This is a genomic window from Nostoc sp. UCD121, assembly GCF_014222285.1.
GTDB lineage: Bacteria > Cyanobacteriota > Cyanobacteriia > Cyanobacteriales > Nostocaceae > Nostoc.
In genome coordinates, this window is record NZ_JACKZS010000060.1 from 1 (window position 1) to 22787 (window position 22787).

Sequence of the window (22787 nt, forward strand, 5' to 3'; positions counted from 1 at the left end):
AAATAAGCGATCCCTCATAATAACTTTGTAATTAAGATATTCATCTTTATAAAAACTTTAATAAAAGACTCTCTAAATTTGGGGACAAATCTGGTTATATCTCATAAAATATGATCACTCAATTACTAAGCAATGTGTATTTATTACTATCTTAGTGAAATTGACCAAAAGACTCTTGATAATAAAAGAATTCAAAAATCTGATTTGATATCAAAGCTAGTTACTTTTTGAAGTGCATACTACTACCAAATTCGTTGAAAGTTTAAAAAACATGGATAGCGAACAGCATCGACGCTATCAAATCTCTATGGTATCAACTTATTACCCTAAAACTAGTTTCCTTGACTCTGTTGTCATGCCAGATGGAACTGAGCAATCGCAAGGCTCGGATATCCTTACACGTTTACACAGTGGAGAAGTTTTCATCGTCAATAGTCGTAGGCGGAATGGATTAATCCTCTTTAAACGCTACCATGCAGAGTTTGCTGGGCCTGGGGCTGCTGTGGGTGGGGATTACGACTGTGATTGCCAAAGGGCACTGCCCATAGGTAATCTGTCTTTATTAACCCCCGATTCTAATGAAGAACGCCAGAAGGCTTACTTGATTAGGCGGCAGTGGATTCGATTGATCAAACAAATTACAGAAAACCCAATACCTGGGCAGCGAGTTCAGAAAATTCTCGATCAATTTGAACAATACTTTCCACCAGAAATAGTAGCTCTTTTGCCGGATGTTGCTTTTGCTCTTTTGGTAGGTGTGCTGCCACAAACGGTAGGATTAGTACGTCGTTTGGGCAGTGAGATGGATAGCCGATTTAATTATTGAGTGAATTGCTAAAATTCCAAATCTGCTAAAACAGCTTGAACTCTAGTAATCGTGCTGGCGTTTTCCTCTATTGTCCCAACAGTAATTCGCAATCCTCCGCTAATGTGTCGTACAAGAGTGCCGAGTTTTCTAAGTTTCTGGTGGAAAGTTTTTAGCACAGCATCTTGTGAATTTAAGCCATTAGGTTTAAGGCGTAGGTAAATAAAATTAGCAGCGCTTGCGGTAATTTGTAGTTCTGGTTGTTGGGATAAAATTTCGATGAGTTTGGAGCGTTCACTCAGGGTTTGGGGAATTGACTCCAGTATGAGGGTGCGGTTTTGTAAAGCAACTAATGCTGCTGCTATGGAAAAGCTGGGGAGATTGTAAGGTAAGCGAACTTTTTCTAAAATGGCGATCGCTTCGGGATGAGCAACGCAATAACCAACACGGAGAGATGCCAATCGGAAAGCTTTAGAAAAAGTGCGTAATATTACCCAGTTGGGGTGCTGCGCTAATTCACCTACTAGGGTAGTTTGGCTGAATTCAAAGTAAGCTTCATCAATTACTACCAAAATATGTTCGCTCAGACTTCTTAACCATGCCAACTCTGCCGTTGTTAAGCTATTGGCAGTCGGCGAATTGGGATGTACTACGAAAACTACGCGAATGGGGGGATTTTGAGTTTGTTCGATCGCAGACTGTGCGGCTTTTAAGTCAATTTCAAAATTTATTTCGTTTCTACCCACCGTTACGACAGGAATTCCCAAAGTTTGTGCCAAAATTCCGTACATAGAGAAAGTAGGATTGGCAACGAGAATTGAACCTTCTTTTCCTAAACAAGTCGCAATTAATAAAGAGCGGATTAGTTCATCAGAGCCATTTCCAACAGAAATATTGGCAGCAGTATTGGATAGTGGGAGGGCGGCTGATTCATTGACGTATTCTGCGATCGCATCCTTGAGGGTTTCATGTCCACCATCAGGATAACGATTTGTTTCAATTACTTGCTGATATGTCCAGGCTAGCTTCTCTTTTAACTCAGGTGGTAAATCGTAGGGGCTTTCATTTGTATCCAGGCGATCAAACTGTGTAGGGACAGAATCGGCTATATCACTGCTGGGGTGAGGTTTATACGCGGTAAATTGGGCTAAATCTGACCGGATGAAGGGAAGCATAATTTTAGTCATTAGTCATTGGTCATTTGTCATTTGTCATTTGTCGTTAGTAATTAAACAAAGGACAAATGGCTAAGGACATTAGTTATATGAGAGTTTAATATTTTATAACCTCAAGGTAAATGGCAAAAGAGACGAATTGCCTGCCAAATTTCTTCCATAACATCACCCAAGGCATGGTCACTGTCGAGTTCGACTAACTCCACCCAAGAACGGCAACGCGCAAAGTCACGACTAGCTTCGATGGGAATAACTTCATCCTTTTTTCCATGCAAAATTAGGGTGGGAATAGAACGTTGCAAAAATTTTTCTTGGTATTGGGCAGCATCTATAACGAAATCGTAACTGAAAGGAATTGATCGCTCCTCTCCATAGTGGTAGACCATGATATATTTTTCTTGCTGCCAACGCTGTACTTCTTCATGGCCTAGCTTGGGCAACCAATGGGATAAAAATCCAAAAGCTGGTGCTAGCAACACAAGGCGTTCTACTTGTAAATATTGCTGTCCCAAGTGTACGGCGGTCAAACCACCTAAACTTGAGCCAATCAGGGTTACTGGTGTAGAATCATTACTAAATTCTGCGGCAACTTGAGCGATCTGACGAGTGATTGTCAACTGCGAAAAATCGCCAGCATTGAGATCGGGGATTTTGAGCTTTGTTTGAATTTTGGCAAAGCGATCGCCTATATCCCGTGCTTTGGCAGAATTAGGACTGGAAGCGAAACCGTGAAGATATATATATTGCAAAGCTGTAAATAGTTAGGAGTTAGGGCTAATAAGTTAAGAATTTTAAGTTATGAGTTTTTTCATTCAACTTATAACTCATAACTCTTAACTCCTAACTCTTTCTTATTACCGCATTGTGACAAATTCTTCGGCTGAGGAGGGATGGATACCAACGGTGGCATCAAAGTCTTTTTTAGTTGCGCCCATCTTCACAGCGATCGCTACACCTTGGATAATCTCGGCTGAACTATCGCCCACCATGTGAGCGCCTAGCACTTTGTCAGTGTTGCTATCAACCACCAACTTCATCATTGTCTTCTCTTGCTTCCCAGGCAAACTATAGTACATGGGGCGAAAGCGAGTGCGAAAAATTGTTACCGCATCACCGAGTTTTTCCCGTGCTTCAGCTTCTGTCAAGCCTACTGTTGCGGCTTCTGGGTTAGAAAATATAGCTGTGGGAACAGTTTCGTGACTGAATTCGCGGCGGTTATTGCCAAACTCACTATCAGCAAAGGCTCGTCCTTCACCAATGGCGACGGGAGTTAAATTGATTCGGTCTGTGACATCGCCAACGGCAAAGATATTCGGTTGATTAGTTTGACTATATTCATTGACTGCGATCGCACTTGTGGTTGGGTATCCAGGCCCTTCGATAGAACTAGCGACAACATCAACCCCAGCGTTTTCTAAACCTAGTCCATCTACATTGGGAGTTCGACCAGTTGCCACTAAAAACACGTCCGCGATTATTGGTTCTTGGTCTTCCCCTGATAAGGTAAGTTTAAACCCTTCCGCCACACGTTCAACTGTTTTTACTACATTATTCTTAATCAGCCGAATTCCGTGGTTTGTCATTCCCTCTTCAATTTCTGTGCGGACATCTTCATCAAACCCATTCAAAATCTTGTCACCTCTGGTAATTTGTGTCACTTCAGAACCCAAACCGCGCATAATACACGCAAATTCCGTGCCGATATAACCAGCGCCAAGAATGACGATGTGTTTTGGTTGTTCTTTTAGATGAAAAATTTCGTTAGAGGTAATGCCATATTCCATACCTGGTAAATCTGGTTTGATCGGACGACCGCCAACAGCAATTAAAATTTTGTCTGCTGTGACTTTGCGTCCATAAACTTCTACGGTGTGGGAATCTAGCAATGTGGCGCGACCTGAAAATAGTTCTACACCAGCTTTTTCTAAAAAGTTTATGTGTAGTTGCGATAGTCGCCGAACTTCCTTATCTATAGATGTAATGAAATATTCCCAATCCAACTCAGCATTACCGATTTTCCAGCCATAGCCAGAAGCTTCACTAAATAGTGCAGGAAAGTGAGAAGCATAGACCATGAGTTTTTTGGGAACGCAACCGCGAATCACACAAGTCCCACCAACTAAATCATATTCAGCGATCGCTACTTTTGCCCCATAGCTAGCCGCCCGTTTGGAAGCCGCCAAGCCTCCAGAACCCGCACCAATTACAAATAGGTCGTAATCAAAAGTCATAAATTTATGTTCTCTCTAGCAAAAAGTTAGTTACTGGGAACTTACATACAGAATGTCATTGAACTATATAAGGATATCCGGTGAACCCTGTGTAAGTCCTATTCTTGATTTAATCTAGCGTTAGCAGATGTTCTCTGGTCGTAGGGAATATCACTTTTTGCTTTGGTTGCTGTAGAGTCAGTCACTAAACTTGTTTGTCATAGTTCTTTCTCAGGTGTCGGTCATAAGTCTGTGCTACTGCATTGGAGCAGCTAAGTCGTACAGAACTTACGCAAAATTATGATAAAAAGAACCGCGTTTGCAGAGAGTCTAGTACCCCCATTAGCAGTTTTGTTTTATGTGCTTGGAGAGCCTGTTGGGGTTACAGGTGTTGTCTCTGTTGGGGTTGGGTTTACAGGTGTTGTCTCTGTTGGGGTTGGGTTTACAGGTGTTGTCTCTGTTGGGGTTGGGGTTACAGGTGTTGTCTCTGTTGGGGTTGGGGTTACAGGTGTTGTCTCTGTTGGAGTTGGGGTTACAGGTGTTGTCTCTGTTGGGGTTGGGGTTACAGGTATAGTTAAAGTGTCAGGTCTTGTTGTAGTTGAGGTTTCAGGTTTTGTTGTAGTTGAAGTGTTAGGTTTTGCTGTAGTTGAGGTTTCAGGTTTTGTTGTAGTTGAAGTGTCAGGTTTTGTTGTAGTTGAGGTTTCAGGTTTTGTTGTAGTTGAGGTTTCAGGTTTTGTTGTAGTTGAGGTTACGGGTGTAGGACTTAGCTGTATAAAAGAGGGATTTTCAATTACTCCCTCACCTGTTATCGGTTGCTGTGCTTTCAAAGCCGCAGCAGTTTCGGCTTGAACACTTCTGATTGCAGGATTAGGTGTAGGTACGGGGCTTTGCCTGTTCAAATCAAGTTCCCGAACTAGTTGGCTCGTTTCATAAAAATTTCTCAGATCAAAATCATACAATCTTTCAAATTTCCCTTTAACTATAATCACCATTTGCCCTGCTTCTAACACCTTAGTTTCAGAAGCTTCTTTGTTAGAAACTTCAATGCCACTATTTGTTAGCGCACCCACAATCGTGGTGTCTGTTTGTTGGTTGTAGCGTACAAATAATGCTGAACCACGAATTGCTGCTGCTGCATTTGGTGTTTGTATACGTGTTTGTCCCTGTCCTGGTGGGATGAGTAACAACACAGTCCCATTTGAAAGTTTAAAGTCACGTGTCTTCGGCAAAAATTGAAATAACGCCTGTTCTCCAACTCTTGCCAAGGAGCCATCATTGAAACGCAAATCTGCTAGGGAAGCTCGACCAGTTGCCACTCCGTCCCCAGGAGTCATTGCATCTAATTTACGTGCAGGACGTTTCTTTAGCTTATCTTTGGGTATCAGTTGTACTATGTTGCGGAGATCCTGAATCTCCGCTCGTGTTAAAGGAGTTATGGCACTTACCCTATTTGGCAAAGGCAGTACTATAACTCCCCATAAACCAATCACCAATAGTGGAAATGATTTATAAAACATAATTTGATAATTTCGGAACTTCAACTAATATCAAAAAACTTAAAGATTAAAACTGCTGATAATTGTTGTAACGAGTTATTTATTAAAATTATCTTTATTTTTAGTCTAAGTCTAAATTTAATAGACAAAAATGAATCATGTGTTTAGTTTTTTTAAGTTTTTATACTTAATTTGACATTATATACAATAAAGTCTGCTACAAATTTCAAAGTTAGTACCTGATATCAATAATTAAATGAGAAATACCTTACATATTATCGATTTTAATCAGATCAGTTACAGGAACAAGAAATTGTTAAGAATGTGTTGTGAAGTCACTCTAGGACGATATTTCACTAAAATTGGGCAGAATGAATACTACCGGATCATCTCAGATTTGCACAAAAATCTAAGATGATCCGAAAACCAGCAATATCAGTTTGTAGTTTCAGTATATACTTACAAGGTTAAGATAAATGCAGCCAATTGTATATTCTGAGTCGGAACTTCTGATACAGCTTGTGGGTCTACATTGGCCAAATGCGAGCAACGCAATCTAACAGATGCGACTCAAAAACTGGAAGAATTTGTTTTTTTGTATCTTGTTAGCGTCCAGTGGTGGAAGCTGGTGTTGCATTAGAGTAGATGCGGCAGAATCTGCAAATACAGAGATTTGGCGTTCTAAAAATTTAGCAAGTACACAGGTAACTGATCAGCTATGTCAGAAATTGCAACAGAGAGTAATTAACTCTTTGTGCCAGCAGTCAAGTGATTCGCAAACTTTAGACTCTCAGATGCCGTTAAATCTGGCACAGCAAACACCCGAAACTATACAAACAGATCAAGACCCAACTGAAGAATTTAGGAATACTCAAAAGCAAAATGACCCGCCACCGCTAGAATCGCAGCCGAGTATTTTGCCTACATCTCCTTCAGATGCAAAAGAGGAACTATTAAATACACCTGATATAAATTATTCTCAAAGACTAGAGAGGCTAATAGAGCTTTTACGATCGCCAAAATCATCCCCTGAGTCTGATAGCGATCGCGAATTGGGGTTACGGATAAGGTTAAGACCCCTAGAATTGCCTCCTCTTCCACCGATAGAACAAGCCGTACCTAAGTTTAAACCCATAGGTTATCTACAGGGTCGTGTCGGTTACTTCCAAACGACTAATATTTTTTCCTCAGATGATAATGCTATTGAAGATGGTTTAATTATTTCTGGACTGACCCTAACCTCTGCATATTTACCTTTGGGGTCTAAGACTTTTTTAAACGGCTCAATAGATGGCAATCTCATTCGTTATATAAATCAGTCACAATACCATTACAACCAGCTTAGATTCAATCTCAGTCTTTACCAGCAGCTATCCCAGCGAATGTATGGAGAACTCAGTTGGAGCAATCAACAGCTATTTTATGCTAATAGCAGCGATCGCCTGGATAGCTTCAAAGCAGGCGATCGCTTTTTAAATGAGAATTCCCTACAACTATCTTTGGGACGGCGAGATCCATTAACTCCAAAATTAACGCTAGACACCTTTTATGAATTAAGTATAAATTTTGCTGACCCCCAAAGTCGCGATCGGATAATCAATTCCTTTTGGGTATCTCTGAACTACTACTTGCAAGAACCTCTCCAGGTTGGTATTGACTACCAGGTGAACTTCTCAGACTTTACACAACGCGATCGAGAAGACCAATTCCATCGGATATTTGGGCACTTAAATTACCGAATATCCGATACCACATATATGAATGTACAGGCTGGAATGAGTTTAGGCAGTTCAACCGCCGAAAACATTGATTTTGATGGCTGGTTCTTCACCATTAATTACAATTTGCAATTAGGTCAGTTTTGAAATTAGTCCTTTGTCCTTTGTCCTTTGTCAAAAACAATGACCAATGACCAATGACTAATGACTATAAATAAGAAATCCAATCACTCCAGCTACCAGCATAAAGTTTACCTTTGTTAATGCCAGCTAATTCTAAAGAAAGCAAATTTACGCAAGCAGTAACACCAGAACCGCAATAAACCAAGATTTCTTCGGCTGTTTCTAGCTGTTCCCACCGACGGCATTGTTCCTCTTGAGGGAGTAGGTTGCCGGAAGAGTCTGTAACATCTTGCCAAGGATAGTTGACTGCACCAGGAATATGTCCGGCAATTTTATCAATTGGCTCTCGTTCACCTCGATAGCGATCGCTTTCTCTCGAATCTACCAATACTACCTCTTGGCTATCTTTCCGGGTTTTCACCACATTAATATCCACCACTTTTTCTGGTTGTACTTGAGCTACAAATTCACCCTTTTGGGGTTGAGGAACGACATCCGTAACTGGATAACCAGCTTTTTGCCATCCAGTAAAGCCTCCATCTAGTACCGCAACTTGCTCATGTCCGAGATAGCGTAATAGCCACCATAAACGAGATGCAAAAGCAAAACGCGAATCATCATAAGCTACCACCAGAGTTTTTTGGTAATTTACCCCAATTGCTGCAAATTTGTTAGCGATATCATTGGGTTCAGGTAAAGGATGTCTCCCGCCATGCTTACCCACTGGACTGGAAAGATCCTGATTTAAATCTAGGTAATGTGACCCTTTAATATGACTTGTTTGGTACTGTTGTTGTCCTAGTTGTGGATCGGCTAAAGAAAAGCGACAATCAACAATAACAACTTGCGGATCTTCTAGATGTTCAAATAGCCAAGCTGGTGAAATAACAAATTGGTTATTGGGCATTGGTCATTATTCAGTTTTGTTGTAAGATGTCAGACTTAGAAAATTTTACACCTAAGCTCACAGCAGATGGTTCTTTCACCTTTGTCTCTGAAGAGTTTGGTGAATCCTTTCACAGTCATTATGGAGCGAAGCAGGAGAGTTTTTTCAAGTTTGTGGAACCTACTCAACTGGCTACAGTTGCTCAAAAACCAGTTTTGCGACTATTGGATATTTGTTATGGTCTAGGATACAACACAGCTGCTGCTTTACAGACAATTTGGGCAGTGAATCCCAGTTGTTTTGTTGAAGTAATCGGTTTAGAACTGAATCCGGCAGTGCCACAAGGTGCGATCGCTCATCACTTGTTCGACAATTGGAATTGTAACTATATTGAAATCTTGTCCCAGCTAGCTTTTGAGTATCAAGTGCAAACAGATCGCCTGAAAGCAAAGCTACTAATTGGTGATGCTAGAACTACGATCGCGCTAGTACATCAGTCGGATTTCTCGGCAGATGCAATTTTCCTCGATCCCTTTTCACCACCACAGTGTCCCCAATTATGGACTGTTGAATTTATTAAACAACTCTCATTGTGTCTACATCAAGATGGTTTATTAGCCACCTATTCTTGTTCTGCTGCTGTACGCACAGCACTTTTGTCTGCTGGTTTAGCGATCGCTTCTACCCCACCGATGGGCAGGCGATCGCCTGGTACTGTGGCAGCCCATTTTGCAAGTGGTGAGTCTCAAAACCGCTCAATATTTACTCCCCTCTCGCAAGTTGAAAAAGAACATTTACTAACCCGTGCTGCTATTCCCTATCGCGATCCTGGATTGAGCGATTCAACCGAAGTCATAGTGATGCGGCGACAACAAGAGCAACAAGCCTCTTCACTCGAACCTACCTCACGTTGGCAAAAAAGGTGGCTATTGGGAACACAAGGCAGGGATTTTATGGGAAGTAATTTGTAGTTGCGATATTTACGATAGTTACGCCTACGCAATTACAAACTATTTCTTCAACCCTTAATTTTTCAAATATCTTCTAAGCTCGACTTTATCCAAAATTAATAATTCGGTTTTCTTTATCCAACAAAAACTTTTGCTTTTTGGCAAATACTTTTTCTGTATCACACATTATCGATTAACTTAAAAAAGTAAAACGACAGTCTGACAGAGGTTTCAACGATAGCGTTCGTGCAACTACTCCGCAGAAGTATCGCATTGCGAAAAAAATGGATAAAGTCGAGCTTAGAGCCAAATAAATTTAATTCATGATAGTATATAATTTTACATTTTCCTCGGCAGTTTTTAGGTATTACAATAACTGGGTAAGTAAAAATATGTATATTTAATAATTACTATAAGACTTATAACTAAAAACCCTTAATTTTGATATAAAGGAACCAAATACAGTACCTTTTTGGGGCTATTTTTATTTAAAAAATATCCGTGAAAAGCCTGATTTAAGATTTGTGAAAATTTATCATACTGGAATTAGAAGCAAAAAAATTGACAATAAGACATTCGTTGTTCATAAGATAAAATATACATGCTGCGAAAAAGTCAGATAGGCAGCTTGAAATAATGCATAATCCCTATGAAAACTCTAGCTCAGATACATTCAGATATTAAATTTCTTTTTCAAATCTGACACTGTTAACTTGTGCAAAAACTTGGAGTGCCTTTGTGATTCAATGGAAATCCAACCATACAGGCTTTACAGAACAAATTGTTAGTGAGTCCAACCCCATTAGCACAGTAAAGAGTATTGGTTCAAATCATGTTGTAGGATCGCAGAATAATGTGGAGGCTTATTCTTTAAGCTTATCTCAGGAAGACCTGATGCTTGAAGATAGGCAAGCAGTATCTTCTTGGATAAAATCTGATATTAATTGTGATAATGATTCATTGGTCTCTAGAACACTACAAACCAAAGGTTCTAAAGTGAATGGGTTTGATTTAGATCCGCCGAAGGTTTTAGTAGTTGACGATCATGCCGCTAGTCGGATGACTGCTGTTGCTCTCTTGGGGATGGAAGGATACGAAGTCATTGAGGCAGACAGAGGTTCTACTGTTGTAGGATTGGTAACTCAAAAACAACCAGATTTGATTTTGCTGGATGTGATGATGCCAGGAATGGATGGATTTGAAGTTTGCCAATTGCTGAAACAGGATGAGCAGACTAGGCTAATCCCAGTGATTTTTATTACAGCATTAAATGACAGGCGATCGCGCATTCGGGGAATTGAAGTTGGGGCAGATGATTTTCTCACCAAACCTTTTGATCGTGTAGAGTTGGCGGCACGTGTGAAGTCCTTGGTACGGCAGAAGCGTCTAAACGAAGATTTAGACCATGCCGAACAAGTATTATTTTCCATTGCTATGTCGATTGAAAGCCGCGATCCTAATACAGGCAACCATTGTGAACGCCTGGTAAAACTAGGACAACTTTTTGGTGAATACCTCAACCTCTCACGCTACCAAATTCGAGATTTGATGTGGGGTGGTTATCTCCACGATATCGGTAAGGTGGGTATTCCCGATGCCGTGCTACTGAAAAAAGACCAACTCACCCCCAAAGATTGGGAGGTAATGAAGCAGCACGTTTTGATTGGAGAAAAAATTTGCCAGCCACTACGCAGTATGCGGGGTGTAATTCCTATTATTCGTCATCACCACGAACGCTGGGATGGTTCAGGCTACCCTGATGCACTCAAGGGGGATGATATTCCCTATCTGGCACAAGTATTTCAATTAATTGATATTTATGATGCTTTAAGTAGTGAACGACCTTACAAAATAGCTTACACCACAGAAGAAGCACTTTTAGTGATGCTAGAAGAAGCTAATTCTGGTTGGCGTAATCCCAAACTAATGCAGCAATTTGCACAGTTTATTCGATGCTGTCAGGAATAGGGGTATTTGTAGCTACCCTAATGAGCAAAAATTGGTATAATCCTGACTCATTGTATATTTCAGTCTTCTATGATTAGCTTGGTATGATTTGAGCATATATCTTAAAGTACCAACAGCATTAATCATAATTTCACTGATAGCTGATAGCTAATTATGGTAGTTGTAGCAATTCTAGCGGCGGGACGCGGCACACGGATGAAATCACGTTTACCCAAGGTTTTACATTCTTTGGGTGGGCGATCGCTAGTCGAGAGAGTTATCGAAAGTGTAGAACCACTTTCGCCCTCACGACGAATCGTAATTGTCGGGTATCAGTCCGAAGAAGTGCAAACCGCCATGCATTCAATTCCCAACTTGGAGTTTGTCGAACAGACTGTACAACTGGGAACCGGTCATGCCATCCAGCAATTACTTCCACACTTGGAAGATTACACAGGGGATTTGCTGATACTTAACGGCGATTTACCGTTGATACGCAGCGAAACTCTCCAGCAGATGTTACAAACTCACGCTCAAAATCAGAATGCTGCCACCATTCTTACCTCGCACCTACCAGACCCCACGGGCTACGGGCGAGTTTTTTGTAACGATGAAAATATTGTGCAGCTTATGGTCGAACACAAAGATTGTACTGCTGCTCAAAGACAAAATCAGCGGATTAACGCTGGAGTTTACTGCTTCCGTTGGCCAGATTTGGCAAAGGTGCTTCCCAACCTCCAGGCAAACAATGCCCAAAAAGAATACTATCTCACTGATGCCGTCACTCAGGTGGGACAAGTGATGGCGGTGAATGTGGAAGATAACCAAGAAATTCTCGGCATCAACGATCGCCTGCAATTGGCAACAGCCTACGAGATTTTGCAAAAGCGAGTCAAGGAAAAATGGATGCTAGCAGGTGTCACCCTCATCGACCCCGCAAGCATTACCATTGATGAAACTGTGGAATTACAGCCAGATGTAATTATTGAACCCCAAACTCACCTGCGGGGAAATACGGTAATTAAAACAGGAAGTCACATTGGGCCGGGAAGTTTAATTGAAAATAGTCAGTTGGCTGAAAATGTCACGGTGCAGTATTCAGTAGTAATAGATAGCACTGTGCAGGCAGGAAGCCGAATTGGCCCTTATACTCATTTGCGCGGTCACGTACAAGTCGGTGCTGGTTGCCGTGTGGGGAATTTTGTGGAATTAAAAAATACCCAATTAGGCGATCGCACGAATGCAGCACATTTGTCATATATAGGTGATACCGTCGTCGGCAATCAGGTGAATATTGGTGCCGGTACAATTACTGCCAATTATGACGGCGTGAAGAAACACCGTACAAAAATAGGCGATCGCACGAAAACTGGAGCCAATAGCGTTTTAGTTGCTCCAATCACCTTGGGAGATGATGTTTACATTGCAGCTGGTTCTACCGTTACAGAAGATGTGCCTAATGATTCTCTGGTGATTGCCCGTAGTCGTCAGGTAGTAAAACCAGCTTGGCAAAGGAAAAGTGTTGAAAATGAAACCAAAGATCAACATAAATAATTCATTGATATTAATCGCGGTTGATCTATGGTTTGAGAGCATAAACCAGGATTTTTGCAAGATGTCTAATCTAGCTAGATTAGTAGTGAAGCCAAAATCTCAAAAAATAACATGGAAGAACTGCTAGAACTTAGGCAATTTCTAGAACAAGGCAAAATCCATGAGGCGTTGCTATTGGTGGATGAGTTAGAAGAGATGAGCCTCGGTGACAAAATCAATAAAATTGATAGTTATGGAGTAATTCTGCTCATCCATTTAATTAAACAAAAGGCTGAAAAACGTTCTACTCGCTCTTGGGATGTTTCGATAGAAAATACAGTGCGGGAAATCAACAAAATAAACAAGCGCCGCAAATCCGGTGGTTATTACTTGAATCAAGCAGAATTAATCGATATTCTGCAACAAGGATATCAAGTGGCACTGAAAAGAGCGGCGCTAGAAGCTTTTGAAGGACGTTATGAAGCCCAAGAATTGGCTGCAATGGTTGACCAGGAAGAAATCTTAACTCAGGCGCTAGAATTTATTCAACAATAACCAATCAATTCACTATCATTCCATTCCAAAGTGTCACCAATTTTTTCGCCATCGTGGTAGGCAGCGAGTAAGATTTCGCTAGTTTTACCCCAAGCGATCGCTCCATTGCCATCTAAAGCGATCGCTCCCAAATCCCGTTTATTCTGGTGTGCTTCTCCAAAGGAACGCTGCATAGCTTCCTTCAGGGACATCCCATCAGTGACACGTACTACAATCCGGGGAGCTAAACACTCATCGATGATATCTTCCCCAATGCCAGTACAGCTAACACCAGCATTATTAGTAGCATAATTACCTGCTGGCATCGCAGAATCACTTACTCTTCCAATCCGCTCAAATCCCTTACCACCAGTAGAAGTGCCAGCAGCTAGCTTACCAGAGACATCTAAAGCTACTACGCCGATGGTTCCGCGTCCAGCATTGCTGGTTTCTAGCAGTTCGGGTTCTGCTACCACGCCAGCCATTGTGCTTTTAAAATTATCCTGGCGCTCTTGCATCCACTCTTGTAATCGCAAATCAGTTAAAGCGTTATAGCTGGGAAGTTGCATTTCTCGCGCCAACTCAGCCGATCCGAAATCTGATAGCACTCGGTCTGGCGAGTTTTGTAAAAATTGTGCTAACTCAATGGGATTTTTCACCCGCGAAATATTAATTACACCACTAAACCGCCCTAATGCCCCATCCATTAGGGAAGCACTCATACGGATTTGACCATCAGATTGTAGTACTGAACCAGTACCAGCATTAAAGCGGGGGTTATCTTCGAGCATTTGGCAACCCTGCACCACCGCCTCAGAAGCAGTTGCTCCTGACAATAGCAGAGAATAGACTTCCTCTATTACTGTATGGAGCGATCGGCGCACGGCCTCTAATCCGCCTTTACCGTGGAGAGAACTACCAGCTCCCCCATGAATAATTAATTTAGGTTGCACCTGTAACTCCATTAATCCCCTGCGCTATTTGCGTCTGTGTTGCGATTAGTTTCATTTTGAGCTTCAGAACGGCGACGACGACAACGTTCTGAGCAGTATTTCACATCGTCCCAGCAATCTTGCCACTTTTTACGCCATGTAAAAGGACGTTGACATACCGGACAAATTTTTGTAGGTAGGTCAGATTTAGAACGAACACGCCCCATATAAATACTGTCTATATGAGAATTGGATTTCTGAGAGAGATGGAAGATAATTATAACCAGTTTGCTATGAAGGGAGAATACTTTCGGAGAACAAATGTGTTGTCAATCTATCGCAAGACATAGTTTTTGGGTATATACTATTATAGGTAATTTACTTTGGCTCCCAAGTTAGTTTTTTAAGTTAAGAATCATGACCAACTAACGGCAACAGCAAACGGCTAACTACCCGATTATCTGGTAATTGATAAAAATTCAACTCTCCTCCCAACTCCTGCATGAGGTTTTGGCAGATTAGCAGATGTAAAGCTGGGGGTTGGTCGAGGTTGGTGGGAGCAAGCACATCTTTGGGTGTATTATCATGTAGTTCTGTTAGTAGCTGTGGTTCGATCGCACCGTTGTATGTAATCGACAGTTCCAGCGATGTCTGTTCACCCCCTCCACTTGTAGAAGAATACTTTGCCTCCGAGGGTTTTGACGCATCTAAACGGCGACACCAGATGTCAATTCTGCCACCAATTGGAGAACGGTTACAGGCTGTAACTAATAATTCATGGATAACTAATTCAATTTTGACAATATCACCAGCGATCGCCATTGCAGATTGAGGGCTGGAAGTAGGAACGCCTCTGGCTAATGGAGAATTCTTTGCTGATTCTTGCTCCTCAATTGTTTGTCCCAAGCCATGTACACCAATCCACAGCTTTTGTTGTTTGAGTAAATTGTCGATGCGTTCGAGCGATCGCTTGAGTAAACTGGCTATGGGCATAGTTTCCCAACTGATATGTAGCTGCCAGTTCTCAAGTTTTAGCATTCCACTCATAGAAGTGGCTGTGTGGTCTAATTGTCTGAGCAATAGCTGGTAGCGCATCTGAGTCAGTTCATTAGCAGGAATACCCAAATCATGTATTTGTTTCAGGGATAGTGCTGTTATTCTTTGGATTTCTTCTAAACGACGATGTTTGTACCAGTTGAGTTGTCGTAATTCCTCTGTTGTGGATTCTAAAAGTCGGTTAATTTGCTTTTGACGACGCCACCAAGCTAATTGAGAAATCAGAGTTGCGATCGCATTCAGGTTTTGTTGTGACCAGCGACGCTCTTGATAGTCTGCTAACAATACTACACCTGTGATTTCATAATCAGCATTAGTACGTAATGCCATCACCAAAATTTGACCTTTATCTGGAGTATTCAACCATTTTCGAGTTTCCGAGGGTAAATTATCCACCTTCAAAGTCAGGTAGTTCTCCGTAACCAGTGCCCACTGAATTAAGGCTTCAGACTGGATAGGAATAGAGGCATCGGAAAAAATCCCAAATTGACTATTTTCAATTACTCCAGGAATAATTTCTGCCAAATTTTCACCGGGCGACCAAGATAGCAGTAACGCCAGGGGACAACCCAGAATTGATGCTATTTGTTCGAGTGCTGTATGTTCTAAATGCTTTTTATTGACCTCGACTTTGCTGTTCTGGGTTTGTGTCAAGATATTTAAGCATTGCTCAAACGCCTGGGAAGTTTTTTGCTGCTGGGTAGTGCGGTTGTGTAATTGCCACTGACGAACAATCACACCTATCTGTTGACTAACAGCCCACAGTAACTCTTTTTCGAGAGTTGTCCAAGAACGATAGGTTTCGTGAGTGATGACTAAAAGTGCTGCTGGGATATGACCGTTAGTGCATTTACAAATAAGTAGCGATCGCACTCCACTTTCTAGTAAAGAGGGCCGCCAGTTAAAAAAGCGTAAATCTTCATCTAAATTCTCAATCTCCACCGCTTCCGTTGAACGTTGCAAAAGCTGTCCATCTAACTCTTTGAGAGTATTCAAGCTAAATGTCAATGGTCGGCGATTTTGAGGCTGACTTTGGTAAATAAATTGATAATTATTCTGTTCAGGATCGTACTGCAACAGCAAAAAACGCGTGGCTGTTAGTCGAGCTAAAACTTTTTTAGCACAGCTGTGTAAAGTTTCCTGAAGTTCATGTTCGCTATAGATACCTTGGGCAACTTGACTGGTCAGTTGGGCATCTTCTTGAATCTGTTTAATAGTGCTTTCCATATTTTCGTTAGGGGCAATCAGGGAGATTAAACCAGCCACACCCTGAACAAAATTTTTGTCTGCCTCCGTCCAGATTCGAGGTTCATTGCTTTCCACCGCCAGAAAACCGAGCAAGTTCTTTTGCCAGATGATCGGAGCGGCTAGGAGCGATCGCACTTTCAGCTTTTGCAGTAATTTTGCCGTAAAATGGCTTTTCAAAGAACTGCGTGCATCACCAATTGAAACAATTTGGTTCACTGCCAAAGCATAATAAAAGTCACTCAAGTCTTGTACAGTCATTCCCGCCGCTTGCTGAGTGCTGGAATTGCGATCGATTTTGACAAGCTGATTGCTCATCCGACACCAAAAGTAGCGTCCTTCTCGCTCAAACCAGTAAACATTTGTCCGGCTAGGAGAAATAAATTTATGAGTTGCTTGTACCCCTGCTTCTAGTCTTTGATTAAGGTTATTGAGGGTGCGTAAATTTTCAAGCAATTCTAATAATGGCTCATCGGTTCGCTTGGTTTGTTTTTGCTGCTTATGTATCTCCTGTTGATAAAGCAATGCCCCCAATTCACCTAAAACCATCATCAAACGTGCTTTTGCTTCCCCTGTCAGTAGATAGCCCCAACGTTCTGAACCCAGTAACAGCAAACCTAAGCAACGGTCTTTATAGCGAATTGGTAAAAGAATCGTTCCTTGGATCTGCAATTTCTCAGCGATTTTGCGCCATTCGGCGGCGCGGATCTCAGTTTGTAAATCAGCTATGCCCAAGGGATGCTGTTCAATCACCACTTGCTCTAATAAATCCCCAGGACTGAGAACAACTTTTTGGTATAAAAAGCTCGTGTCACGATCCGGCGTAATACCGCCTTTGCCGAATAATATGTGATTCAGGCGATCGTAAAGAGCAATCCAAATCAGTTTGTAGTCAAACTGTTCTTTAAGATAAGAAATAGTAGTTTCAATCAGAACGTCAACATCATCTTCTTCTCTGAGGCTCTGGAGGACGCGCCCCAAAGAGAGGATCTGCTGTTCGGCGGCTATAGGTTTTTGCGGCTGCCCCATCTGATTTATTGGTTAACATAACTTGTAATATATAAGATGCCCAGAAAACCACCCTGAGTAATATTGCCACAAGTGTTTAATATTGAACCTGAACTGCTTAATAGGCGGTTAAGCTAATTGTCATTCAAATTTCATTTCCGTGTCTTTGCATCTTTGCCTCTCTCTAGCGATTTGAACTATACAACTTAAAATAGCTGCTTTCTGCTTCCTGAATGTTTAACTCAGATTAAATAACTTTTGCATGAAGTATCTTTTATGCCCAATCGGGTAGTTTTCTTGAAAAGCAAATACAGTGTAGCCTTGAGATTCATAAAATTCCTTAGCTTGAAACTCTAATGTCTCAAGATGAACCCCTACACAGTTTTGCTTTTGACCTTCTTTTTCAGCAATTTTTAGGATATTGCTTCCAATCCCTTTGCCGCGTAAGTCTTCTTGAACAACTAGGACTCTTATATAAAGCCAATCGCAACCGATTTCACCCAGCACCCCACCAACAATCAAGCCTGATTCATCTCGTGCAAAAACTGCTACAGGTTGCCACTCAGACGACGTAAAAAAATGTTGATTGAACTGGCGAATCATTTGGATGACGGTCATCCGATCCTGCTGAGTTACTTCCTGTTCTACCTGAACTGTAATCATCCTAATTTTACTTCTGGGTAAGGTTTTGACCAATACTTATTACCCACTTGTACAGAATTACAGAGTGAGTTCTGACTTATGACTTCTGAGTTTTTCTTTATAAAAGCTAATGGATATTTATAAATTTGCAATTAGTCCGCTTTTGTTCAATGTGGTAAAAACAGACCCGGAATGGTTACACCAGCAGACGATTCGCAGTTTTAGCTGGTTATCACAAACCCCTGCTAGTTGGGCAAACCAACGCTTACACAAATCTTTATGTCTGTACGATTCACGCCTAGAACAAAATTTGTTTGGGCTAAACTTCCCAAATCCCGTAGGATTAGCAGCTGGGTTTGACAAGGATGGAGTCGCTGCTGGTATTTGGTCTAATTTGGGTTTTGGCTTTGCAGAACTAGGAACTGTAACTTTTCACGCACAACCAGGAAATCCGCGTCCCCGTTTGTTTCGTTTGCCCTTGGATAAAGCTGCTCTCAATCGGATGGGCTTTAACAATCTCGGTGCAGCAGCAATGGCGGTCCGTTTGGCACAGGAAAAACAGGAGTCTACCAACTTAATACCCATAGGGATAAATTTGGGTAAATCTAAGGTAACTCCCCTAGAAGAAGCCGCACAAGATTATCTCGATAGTTTTCGCCTACTCAAGGATTTGGGAGATTATTTTGTTGTTAATGTCTCTTCCCCGAATACGCCGGGGTTGCGATCGCTCCAAGATGCTTCTATGCTCAGTGCCATCTTGAATTTATTACAACAAGAAAATACTGCATATAAACCAATTTTTGTCAAGATAGCACCAGATTTAGAATGGGAAGCGATCGCTGACATTATTTCTTTGGCTAAAACCTACGAATTGGCGGGAATTATCGCCACCAATACCACCATCCGCCGTGATGGACTGAAAACCCAGGTGATTAACCAAACTGGCAAATCACCTCAAGAAGAAGCTGGCGGAATTAGTGGTGAACCATTGCGCGATCGCTCCACTGAGGTAATTCGTTTTATTTGGCAGCAAACCCAAGGAGAAATCCCAATTATTGGCGTTGGTGGCATTTTTTCCCCAGAGGATGCTTGGGAAAAAATTACTGCTGGTGCTAGCTTGATCCAGGTTTATACGGGCTGGATTTACGAAGGCCCACTGATGGTACGCCGGATTCTGGCAGGTTTACTTTCCAAGCTAGAACAAAACGGATTAAATTCCATCGAAGAAGCTGTGGGTTTAGAAGTAAAAAGTAAAAAGTAAACCTTTAAAGTTCTTACTTTTGCCTTTTGCCTTTTAACTTTTGCCTTATTATTCCTCCTCTACTGGGAAAAACTCTTTAGTTTTTTCTGAGTATGACCAGGCAATACCATCAGGGTCTTTACTGCGACTCCATTCAGGAAACTCTGGATCGTTTCGTCGTTTATAAACCGTGCTGGAATAGACATTTAGCCGTTTGGCAAGTTCTGATTGGATCAGAGAGCCAAAAATTAACTGTTTTTCCAGCGATCGTTTAGCTTCCTCATGGGTTAGGGTTGGCTGTGGTATTGATTCAGTTTCTGTTTCTTCCTCCTCAAGTTTTGTTGTTGGTGGTGCTAGGAGCGATCGCGCAGTTTTAGTAACTGGTTGAGCCGGAAGTTCTTTGACAGGCTCACTACTGTCAAGAATATTGCCGAGAATGCTGGCAGTTATAAAGTAATAAGACTGCCCCGCTTCTTCGGAATTGACTATACTGGCACCAAATTCCGAGGCTTTACCATCCAAGTAGCGTTTTGCCGTTGTTCCCGGGAAATTGCCCTTGATTGCCAAATCCATAGGGGTAAGTCTGCCCTGATTTTCTCGAACCAACTGATGAAAAATTGGGTTAACTCGTATAGTCCACTGTTGCCATTGATATTCCTGCCAAATCTTGAAGCCAATTCCCAGCACGATTAGCGCTAGCAAAATTCTCCAGGTAGCAACCAGGAAAATAATCAAAAACGAGATGGGCAAAAGTAGAACGAGAAAAGCCTTGCCGTTGTCTTCTATGGGTTTTTCACTCATGCCGATTTTTGCCAAGTGAATTTGTGGAAATAATATTATATATATTGGCAAAAATTGTGACACTTTTTTGTATCTTTTGGCAAAGTTGCGGCAAAATTGTCGGCAAAACCTTTACCGTGTAGTTGTTATAGCCTATTTAAACTGGAACTTCTCTTATTGGTCTGCGATGCCTACGGCGGTAAACTACGCACAAAGTTTTTACCCAGAGAAAAAAGAAGATTTTTAACTCAACCAACAACTCTATAAATTTAAATCGTCAGTCCCTTGACAACAGATAATACATGTACTACATTAATAATACAAGTCAACTTTCACCAGAGAGTTAACTTGCGCCAGTAGCGGATAGCTCAAATGACAGAGTGCCCACCTTGCCCGGAAGGGCCGAAGTATCAAGGGTTATCGTATATAACTTAAACCCCTCGATCAAACTTCTGGAGGTGTAGGTAAAAATCCTACTTCGCTACACCAAATTCAGTGCTGAGTCACGAATTTTAAATGTTTAATTCATAACTTTATATGTGGTGGGTAGCTCAGTGGATAGAGCGCCTAAATATCCTTATTCACCCCTTGCCTGAAAAGGCCGACGAATCGAGGGTTATCGCCTGCCAAGCGGGAGGTCGCGGGTTCAAATCCCGCTCCACTACACCAAATCTAGTGCTGAAACTTTTAATTTTTAATTTTTAATTTTTATGTGGCGGGTAGCTCAGAGGTAGAGCGCTAAACATCCTTTTTCATCCCTTGCCTGCAAAGGCCGACGAATTAGGGTTATCGAATAGGGTTCGAGAGGTCGCGGGTTCGATTCCCGCTTCGCCACCTTTCATTTTTGCCCGTAAGGGCCGGGAGATGAAGCGATGAATTACAATTTTTTCACTAAAAATAAGACTAAAACACCCCAAAAGCAGCCTATCCCTGGACGAGAAGCAGAAATGGTTCAGGGGCGTTCCGGTGGCTTTATGTTTAATGCTGGCATTTGGAAAATGCTGCGTCGCTGTCTTTTGGTTGGCACAGCAAAAAGCACTTACTACGCTGGTAAACAGGAATTAACTGAAGATTTTGTGGTAGTTGTCAGACAAGCTGTTGCCGAAAATCCCGGTCGTGTAGCGGAAGAAATTTTGTATGCTAGCGATGGACGCGCCATCAATAACAGTGCGCCTATCTTAGCTTTGGTGCTGCTGTCGATGGGTGAAACACCAGAAGCAAAACAGGCATTTGGTGAAATCTTCCCGCAAGTTGTTCGCACTGGTAGCCACTTCTACGAATGGCTGAACTACACAAAATCTCTGCGGGGATTTGGCAAAGTAGTGCGGGAAGCTGGTAAAACTTGGCTCTCAAGGGAAGATGTCAAGGGTTTAGCTTATCAACTGTTGAAATATCAACAGCGTCAAGGCTTCTCCCACCGAGATGCGTTGCGGTTGTTCCATGTCAAACCGCCTACAGAAAATCACCGTCAACTCTTTGAATGGGTAGTTAGAGGCTGGGAAGAATTGCCAACAGACATTCCCTCAGAGGCGTTAGCGCAGATTTGGTGGTACGAATGGCTGAAGCGGAATCCCACCCAAACCCATGAAGCTATTTCTCAAGGACGCTTAACTCACGAAATGGCTGCACCAGTAGGCAAAATGGATCAGCAAGCTTGGCAGTTGCTATTTCAGGAAATGCCAATAAGTGCAATGTTACGTAACCTGGGTTCTTTAACTGAACTAGGTGTGTTGCGAGCCGATGAAAGCGACAATTTGCTACGAGTGGAAGCAGTTCTTAATCGCAGAGAACATCTGCGTAAAGGTCGCATCCATCCGATTGATGTTTTGAAAGCACTCAAGACTTATGAATCTGGTGGAACATTAGGACGTAGTAAGAAAACTTGGAATCCAGTTCCTCGGATTGTGGACATTTTAGAAAAGGCAGTTGAACTGTCTTTTGATGTTGTGCAACCTACAGGTAAAATGTTCATGCACGCCGTGGACATTTCTGGTTCTATGGGTAGCTTGGTTGCAGATATGGGGCTGACTTGCTGTGAAATTGCCACCACAATGGCACTGGTGACAGCAAAAGCAGAGAAAAACTATATGATTCGCGGCTTTTCTACAGAATTCCGGGAATTAGGTATCAGTGCCAAAGATAGTTTTAGTTCTGCGGTTCGCAAAGCTAGCAACCAAAACTTCGGTGGAACGGATGCGTCTGTAGCTTACGACTGGATGATTAAGAATAAGTTCAAAGCTGATGTAGTCTGCTTTTGGACTGACTCGGAAAGCTGGGCCGGATATAAGCATCCAAGTCAAGCACTGAAAGAGTACCGCAAAAAGGTAAATCCCAACGTCAAGGCGGTGTATGTCACCTTGACACCTTACCAAATTACTTTGGTAGATCCTCAAGATTCGCTGTCTTGGGATTTAGCAGGGTTCGACCCAGGTACACCTCGGATCATCCAGATGCTTGCTACGGGTGAATTGTAGATATTGCTGAAGGGTAAAGGATGAAAAACTTTA

18 protein-coding genes and 2 tRNA genes are annotated in these 22787 nt (G+C 41.9%); 10 read left to right on the forward strand and 10 right to left on the reverse strand.

Features of this window, described 5'->3' with window-relative positions:
• Window positions 1–271 precede the first annotated feature (271 nt).
• Complete coding sequence (locus GNF10_RS14945) at window positions 272–826, forward strand: hypothetical protein (RefSeq protein WP_114084552.1); 555 nt, start codon at window positions 272–274, stop codon at window positions 824–826.
• An 8-nt stretch (window positions 827–834) separates the two neighbouring features.
• Here GNF10_RS14945 and GNF10_RS14950 read toward each other — a convergent pair whose 3' ends face one another.
• The 4 genes from GNF10_RS14950 to GNF10_RS14965 all read right to left on the reverse strand — a co-directional run bounded on the left by GNF10_RS14950 (window position 835) and on the right by GNF10_RS14965 (window position 5707).
• On the reverse strand, window positions 835–1980 hold the full coding sequence (locus GNF10_RS14950; protein WP_185580670.1) for a histidinol-phosphate transaminase: 1146 nt from the start codon (window positions 1978–1980) through the stop codon (window positions 835–837).
• A 113-nt stretch (window positions 1981–2093) separates the two neighbouring features.
• Window positions 2094–2729 carry a YqiA/YcfP family alpha/beta fold hydrolase gene (locus GNF10_RS14955; protein WP_185580668.1) on the reverse strand — a complete coding sequence of 212 codons (636 nt, stop codon included), beginning with the start codon at window positions 2727–2729 and terminating at the stop codon, window positions 2094–2096.
• A 105-nt stretch (window positions 2730–2834) separates the two neighbouring features.
• Window positions 2835–4211, reverse strand: coding sequence for a glutathione-disulfide reductase (gene gor / locus GNF10_RS14960; RefSeq protein ID WP_185580667.1), 1377 nt, complete (start codon window positions 4209–4211; stop codon window positions 2835–2837).
• A 335-nt stretch (window positions 4212–4546) separates the two neighbouring features.
• On the reverse strand, window positions 4547–5707 hold the full coding sequence (locus GNF10_RS14965) for a FecR family protein (protein WP_185607176.1): 1161 nt from the start codon (window positions 5705–5707) through the stop codon (window positions 4547–4549).
• A 542-nt stretch (window positions 5708–6249) separates the two neighbouring features.
• Here GNF10_RS14965 and GNF10_RS14970 point away from each other — a divergent pair.
• Window positions 6250–7551 carry a hypothetical protein gene (locus tag GNF10_RS14970; RefSeq protein WP_185581148.1) on the forward strand — a complete coding sequence of 434 codons (1302 nt, stop codon included), beginning with the start codon at window positions 6250–6252 and terminating at the stop codon, window positions 7549–7551.
• A 61-nt stretch (window positions 7552–7612) separates the two neighbouring features.
• Here GNF10_RS14970 and GNF10_RS14975 read toward each other — a convergent pair whose 3' ends face one another.
• A complete protein-coding gene (locus GNF10_RS14975; RefSeq protein WP_185581149.1) occupies window positions 7613–8434 on the reverse strand; it encodes a sulfurtransferase in 822 nt (273 codons plus the stop codon).
• A 26-nt stretch (window positions 8435–8460) separates the two neighbouring features.
• Between GNF10_RS14975 and GNF10_RS14980 the strand changes: the two genes are divergently transcribed.
• The 4 genes from GNF10_RS14980 (at window position 8461) to GNF10_RS14995 (ending at window position 13398) form a co-directional block, all read left to right on the forward strand.
• Complete coding sequence (locus tag GNF10_RS14980) at window positions 8461–9384, forward strand: tRNA (5-methylaminomethyl-2-thiouridine)(34)-methyltransferase MnmD (RefSeq protein ID WP_185581150.1); 924 nt, start codon at window positions 8461–8463, stop codon at window positions 9382–9384.
• A gap of 717 nt (window positions 9385–10101) precedes the next feature.
• Window positions 10102–11331: a two-component system response regulator gene (locus GNF10_RS14985; protein WP_185581638.1), complete on the forward strand. Its 1230-nt coding sequence runs from the start codon at window positions 10102–10104 to the stop codon at window positions 11329–11331.
• Window positions 11332–11484: 153 nt separating this feature from the next.
• Complete coding sequence (glmU, locus tag GNF10_RS14990; RefSeq protein ID WP_185581637.1) at window positions 11485–12864, forward strand: bifunctional UDP-N-acetylglucosamine diphosphorylase/glucosamine-1-phosphate N-acetyltransferase GlmU; 1380 nt, start codon at window positions 11485–11487, stop codon at window positions 12862–12864.
• A gap of 111 nt (window positions 12865–12975) precedes the next feature.
• Window positions 12976–13398, forward strand: a complete 423-nt coding sequence (locus GNF10_RS14995; RefSeq protein ID WP_185581636.1) for a DUF29 family protein — start codon at window positions 12976–12978, stop codon at window positions 13396–13398.
• Here GNF10_RS14995 and GNF10_RS15000 read toward each other — a convergent pair.
• From GNF10_RS15000 to GNF10_RS15015, 4 genes are all read right to left on the reverse strand, one after another.
• On the reverse strand, window positions 13389–14342 hold the full coding sequence (locus GNF10_RS15000; protein ID WP_185581635.1) for an isoaspartyl peptidase/L-asparaginase: 954 nt from the start codon (window positions 14340–14342) through the stop codon (window positions 13389–13391). The genes GNF10_RS14995 and GNF10_RS15000 overlap by 10 nt on opposite strands.
• Window positions 14342–14536, reverse strand: coding sequence for a DUF2256 domain-containing protein (locus GNF10_RS15005; protein ID WP_012407669.1), 195 nt, complete (start codon window positions 14534–14536; stop codon window positions 14342–14344). The genes GNF10_RS15000 and GNF10_RS15005 overlap by 1 nt, the downstream gene beginning before the upstream one ends.
• A 181-nt stretch (window positions 14537–14717) precedes the next feature.
• Window positions 14718–17639 carry a GAF domain-containing protein gene (locus GNF10_RS15010; protein WP_185581634.1) on the reverse strand — a complete coding sequence of 974 codons (2922 nt, stop codon included), beginning with the start codon at window positions 17637–17639 and terminating at the stop codon, window positions 14718–14720.
• Between the two features lie 216 nt (window positions 17640–17855).
• Window positions 17856–18281, reverse strand: a complete 426-nt coding sequence (locus GNF10_RS15015) for an N-acetyltransferase (RefSeq protein WP_185581633.1) — start codon at window positions 18279–18281, stop codon at window positions 17856–17858.
• A 109-nt stretch (window positions 18282–18390) separates the two neighbouring features.
• Between GNF10_RS15015 and GNF10_RS15020 the strand changes: the two genes are divergently transcribed.
• On the forward strand, window positions 18391–19521 hold the full coding sequence (locus tag GNF10_RS15020) for a quinone-dependent dihydroorotate dehydrogenase (protein WP_185581632.1): 1131 nt from the start codon (window positions 18391–18393) through the stop codon (window positions 19519–19521).
• Window positions 19522–19569: 48 nt separating this feature from the next.
• Here GNF10_RS15020 and GNF10_RS15025 read toward each other — a convergent pair whose 3' ends face one another.
• Entirely contained in the window at window positions 19570–20301 is a 732-nt protein-coding gene (locus tag GNF10_RS15025) for a hypothetical protein (RefSeq protein WP_185581631.1), read from the reverse strand.
• 518 nt (window positions 20302–20819) lie between these two features.
• Here GNF10_RS15025 and GNF10_RS15030 point away from each other — a divergent pair.
• The 3 genes from GNF10_RS15030 to GNF10_RS15040 all read left to right on the forward strand — a co-directional run bounded on the left by GNF10_RS15030 (window position 20820) and on the right by GNF10_RS15040 (window position 22754).
• A tRNA-OTHER gene (locus GNF10_RS15030) sits at window positions 20820–20949 on the forward strand.
• 44 nt (window positions 20950–20993) lie between these two features.
• Window positions 20994–21115: transfer RNA gene (locus tag GNF10_RS15035), tRNA-OTHER, on the forward strand.
• A gap of 37 nt (window positions 21116–21152) precedes the next feature.
• On the forward strand, window positions 21153–22754 hold the full coding sequence (locus GNF10_RS15040; RefSeq protein ID WP_185581725.1) for a TROVE domain-containing protein: 1602 nt from the start codon (window positions 21153–21155) through the stop codon (window positions 22752–22754).
• Window positions 22755–22787 lie beyond the last annotated feature (33 nt).

Coding starts and splice junctions, on each gene's coding strand:
- GNF10_RS14965 (WP_185607176.1), bottom strand. CDS start 5,707: ATGTTTTATAAATCATTTCCACTATTGGTGATTGGTTTATGGGGAGTT.
- GNF10_RS14975 (WP_185581149.1), bottom strand. CDS start 8,434: ATGCCCAATAACCAATTTGTTATTTCACCAGCTTGGCTATTTGAACAT.
- GNF10_RS14945 (WP_114084552.1), top strand. CDS start 272: ATGGATAGCGAACAGCATCGACGCTATCAAATCTCTATGGTATCAACT.
- GNF10_RS14950 (WP_185580670.1), bottom strand. CDS start 1,980: ATGCTTCCCTTCATCCGGTCAGATTTAGCCCAATTTACCGCGTATAAA.
- GNF10_RS14980 (WP_185581150.1), top strand. CDS start 8,461: ATGTCAGACTTAGAAAATTTTACACCTAAGCTCACAGCAGATGGTTCT.
- GNF10_RS15000 (WP_185581635.1), bottom strand. CDS start 14,342: ATGGAGTTACAGGTGCAACCTAAATTAATTATTCATGGGGGAGCTGGT.
- glmU (WP_185581637.1), top strand. CDS start 11,485: ATGGTAGTTGTAGCAATTCTAGCGGCGGGACGCGGCACACGGATGAAA.
- gor (WP_185580667.1), bottom strand. CDS start 4,211: ATGACTTTTGATTACGACCTATTTGTAATTGGTGCGGGTTCTGGAGGC.
- GNF10_RS15025 (WP_185581631.1), bottom strand. CDS start 20,301: ATGAGTGAAAAACCCATAGAAGACAACGGCAAGGCTTTTCTCGTTCTA.
- GNF10_RS15020 (WP_185581632.1), top strand. CDS start 18,391: ATGGATATTTATAAATTTGCAATTAGTCCGCTTTTGTTCAATGTGGTA.
- GNF10_RS15005 (WP_012407669.1), bottom strand. CDS start 14,536: ATGGGGCGTGTTCGTTCTAAATCTGACCTACCTACAAAAATTTGTCCG.
- GNF10_RS15040 (WP_185581725.1), top strand. CDS start 21,153: ATGAATTACAATTTTTTCACTAAAAATAAGACTAAAACACCCCAAAAG.
- GNF10_RS14995 (WP_185581636.1), top strand. CDS start 12,976: ATGGAAGAACTGCTAGAACTTAGGCAATTTCTAGAACAAGGCAAAATC.
- GNF10_RS15015 (WP_185581633.1), bottom strand. CDS start 18,281: ATGATTACAGTTCAGGTAGAACAGGAAGTAACTCAGCAGGATCGGATG.
- GNF10_RS14970 (WP_185581148.1), top strand. CDS start 6,250: ATGCGACTCAAAAACTGGAAGAATTTGTTTTTTTGTATCTTGTTAGCG.
- GNF10_RS15010 (WP_185581634.1), bottom strand. CDS start 17,639: ATGGGGCAGCCGCAAAAACCTATAGCCGCCGAACAGCAGATCCTCTCT.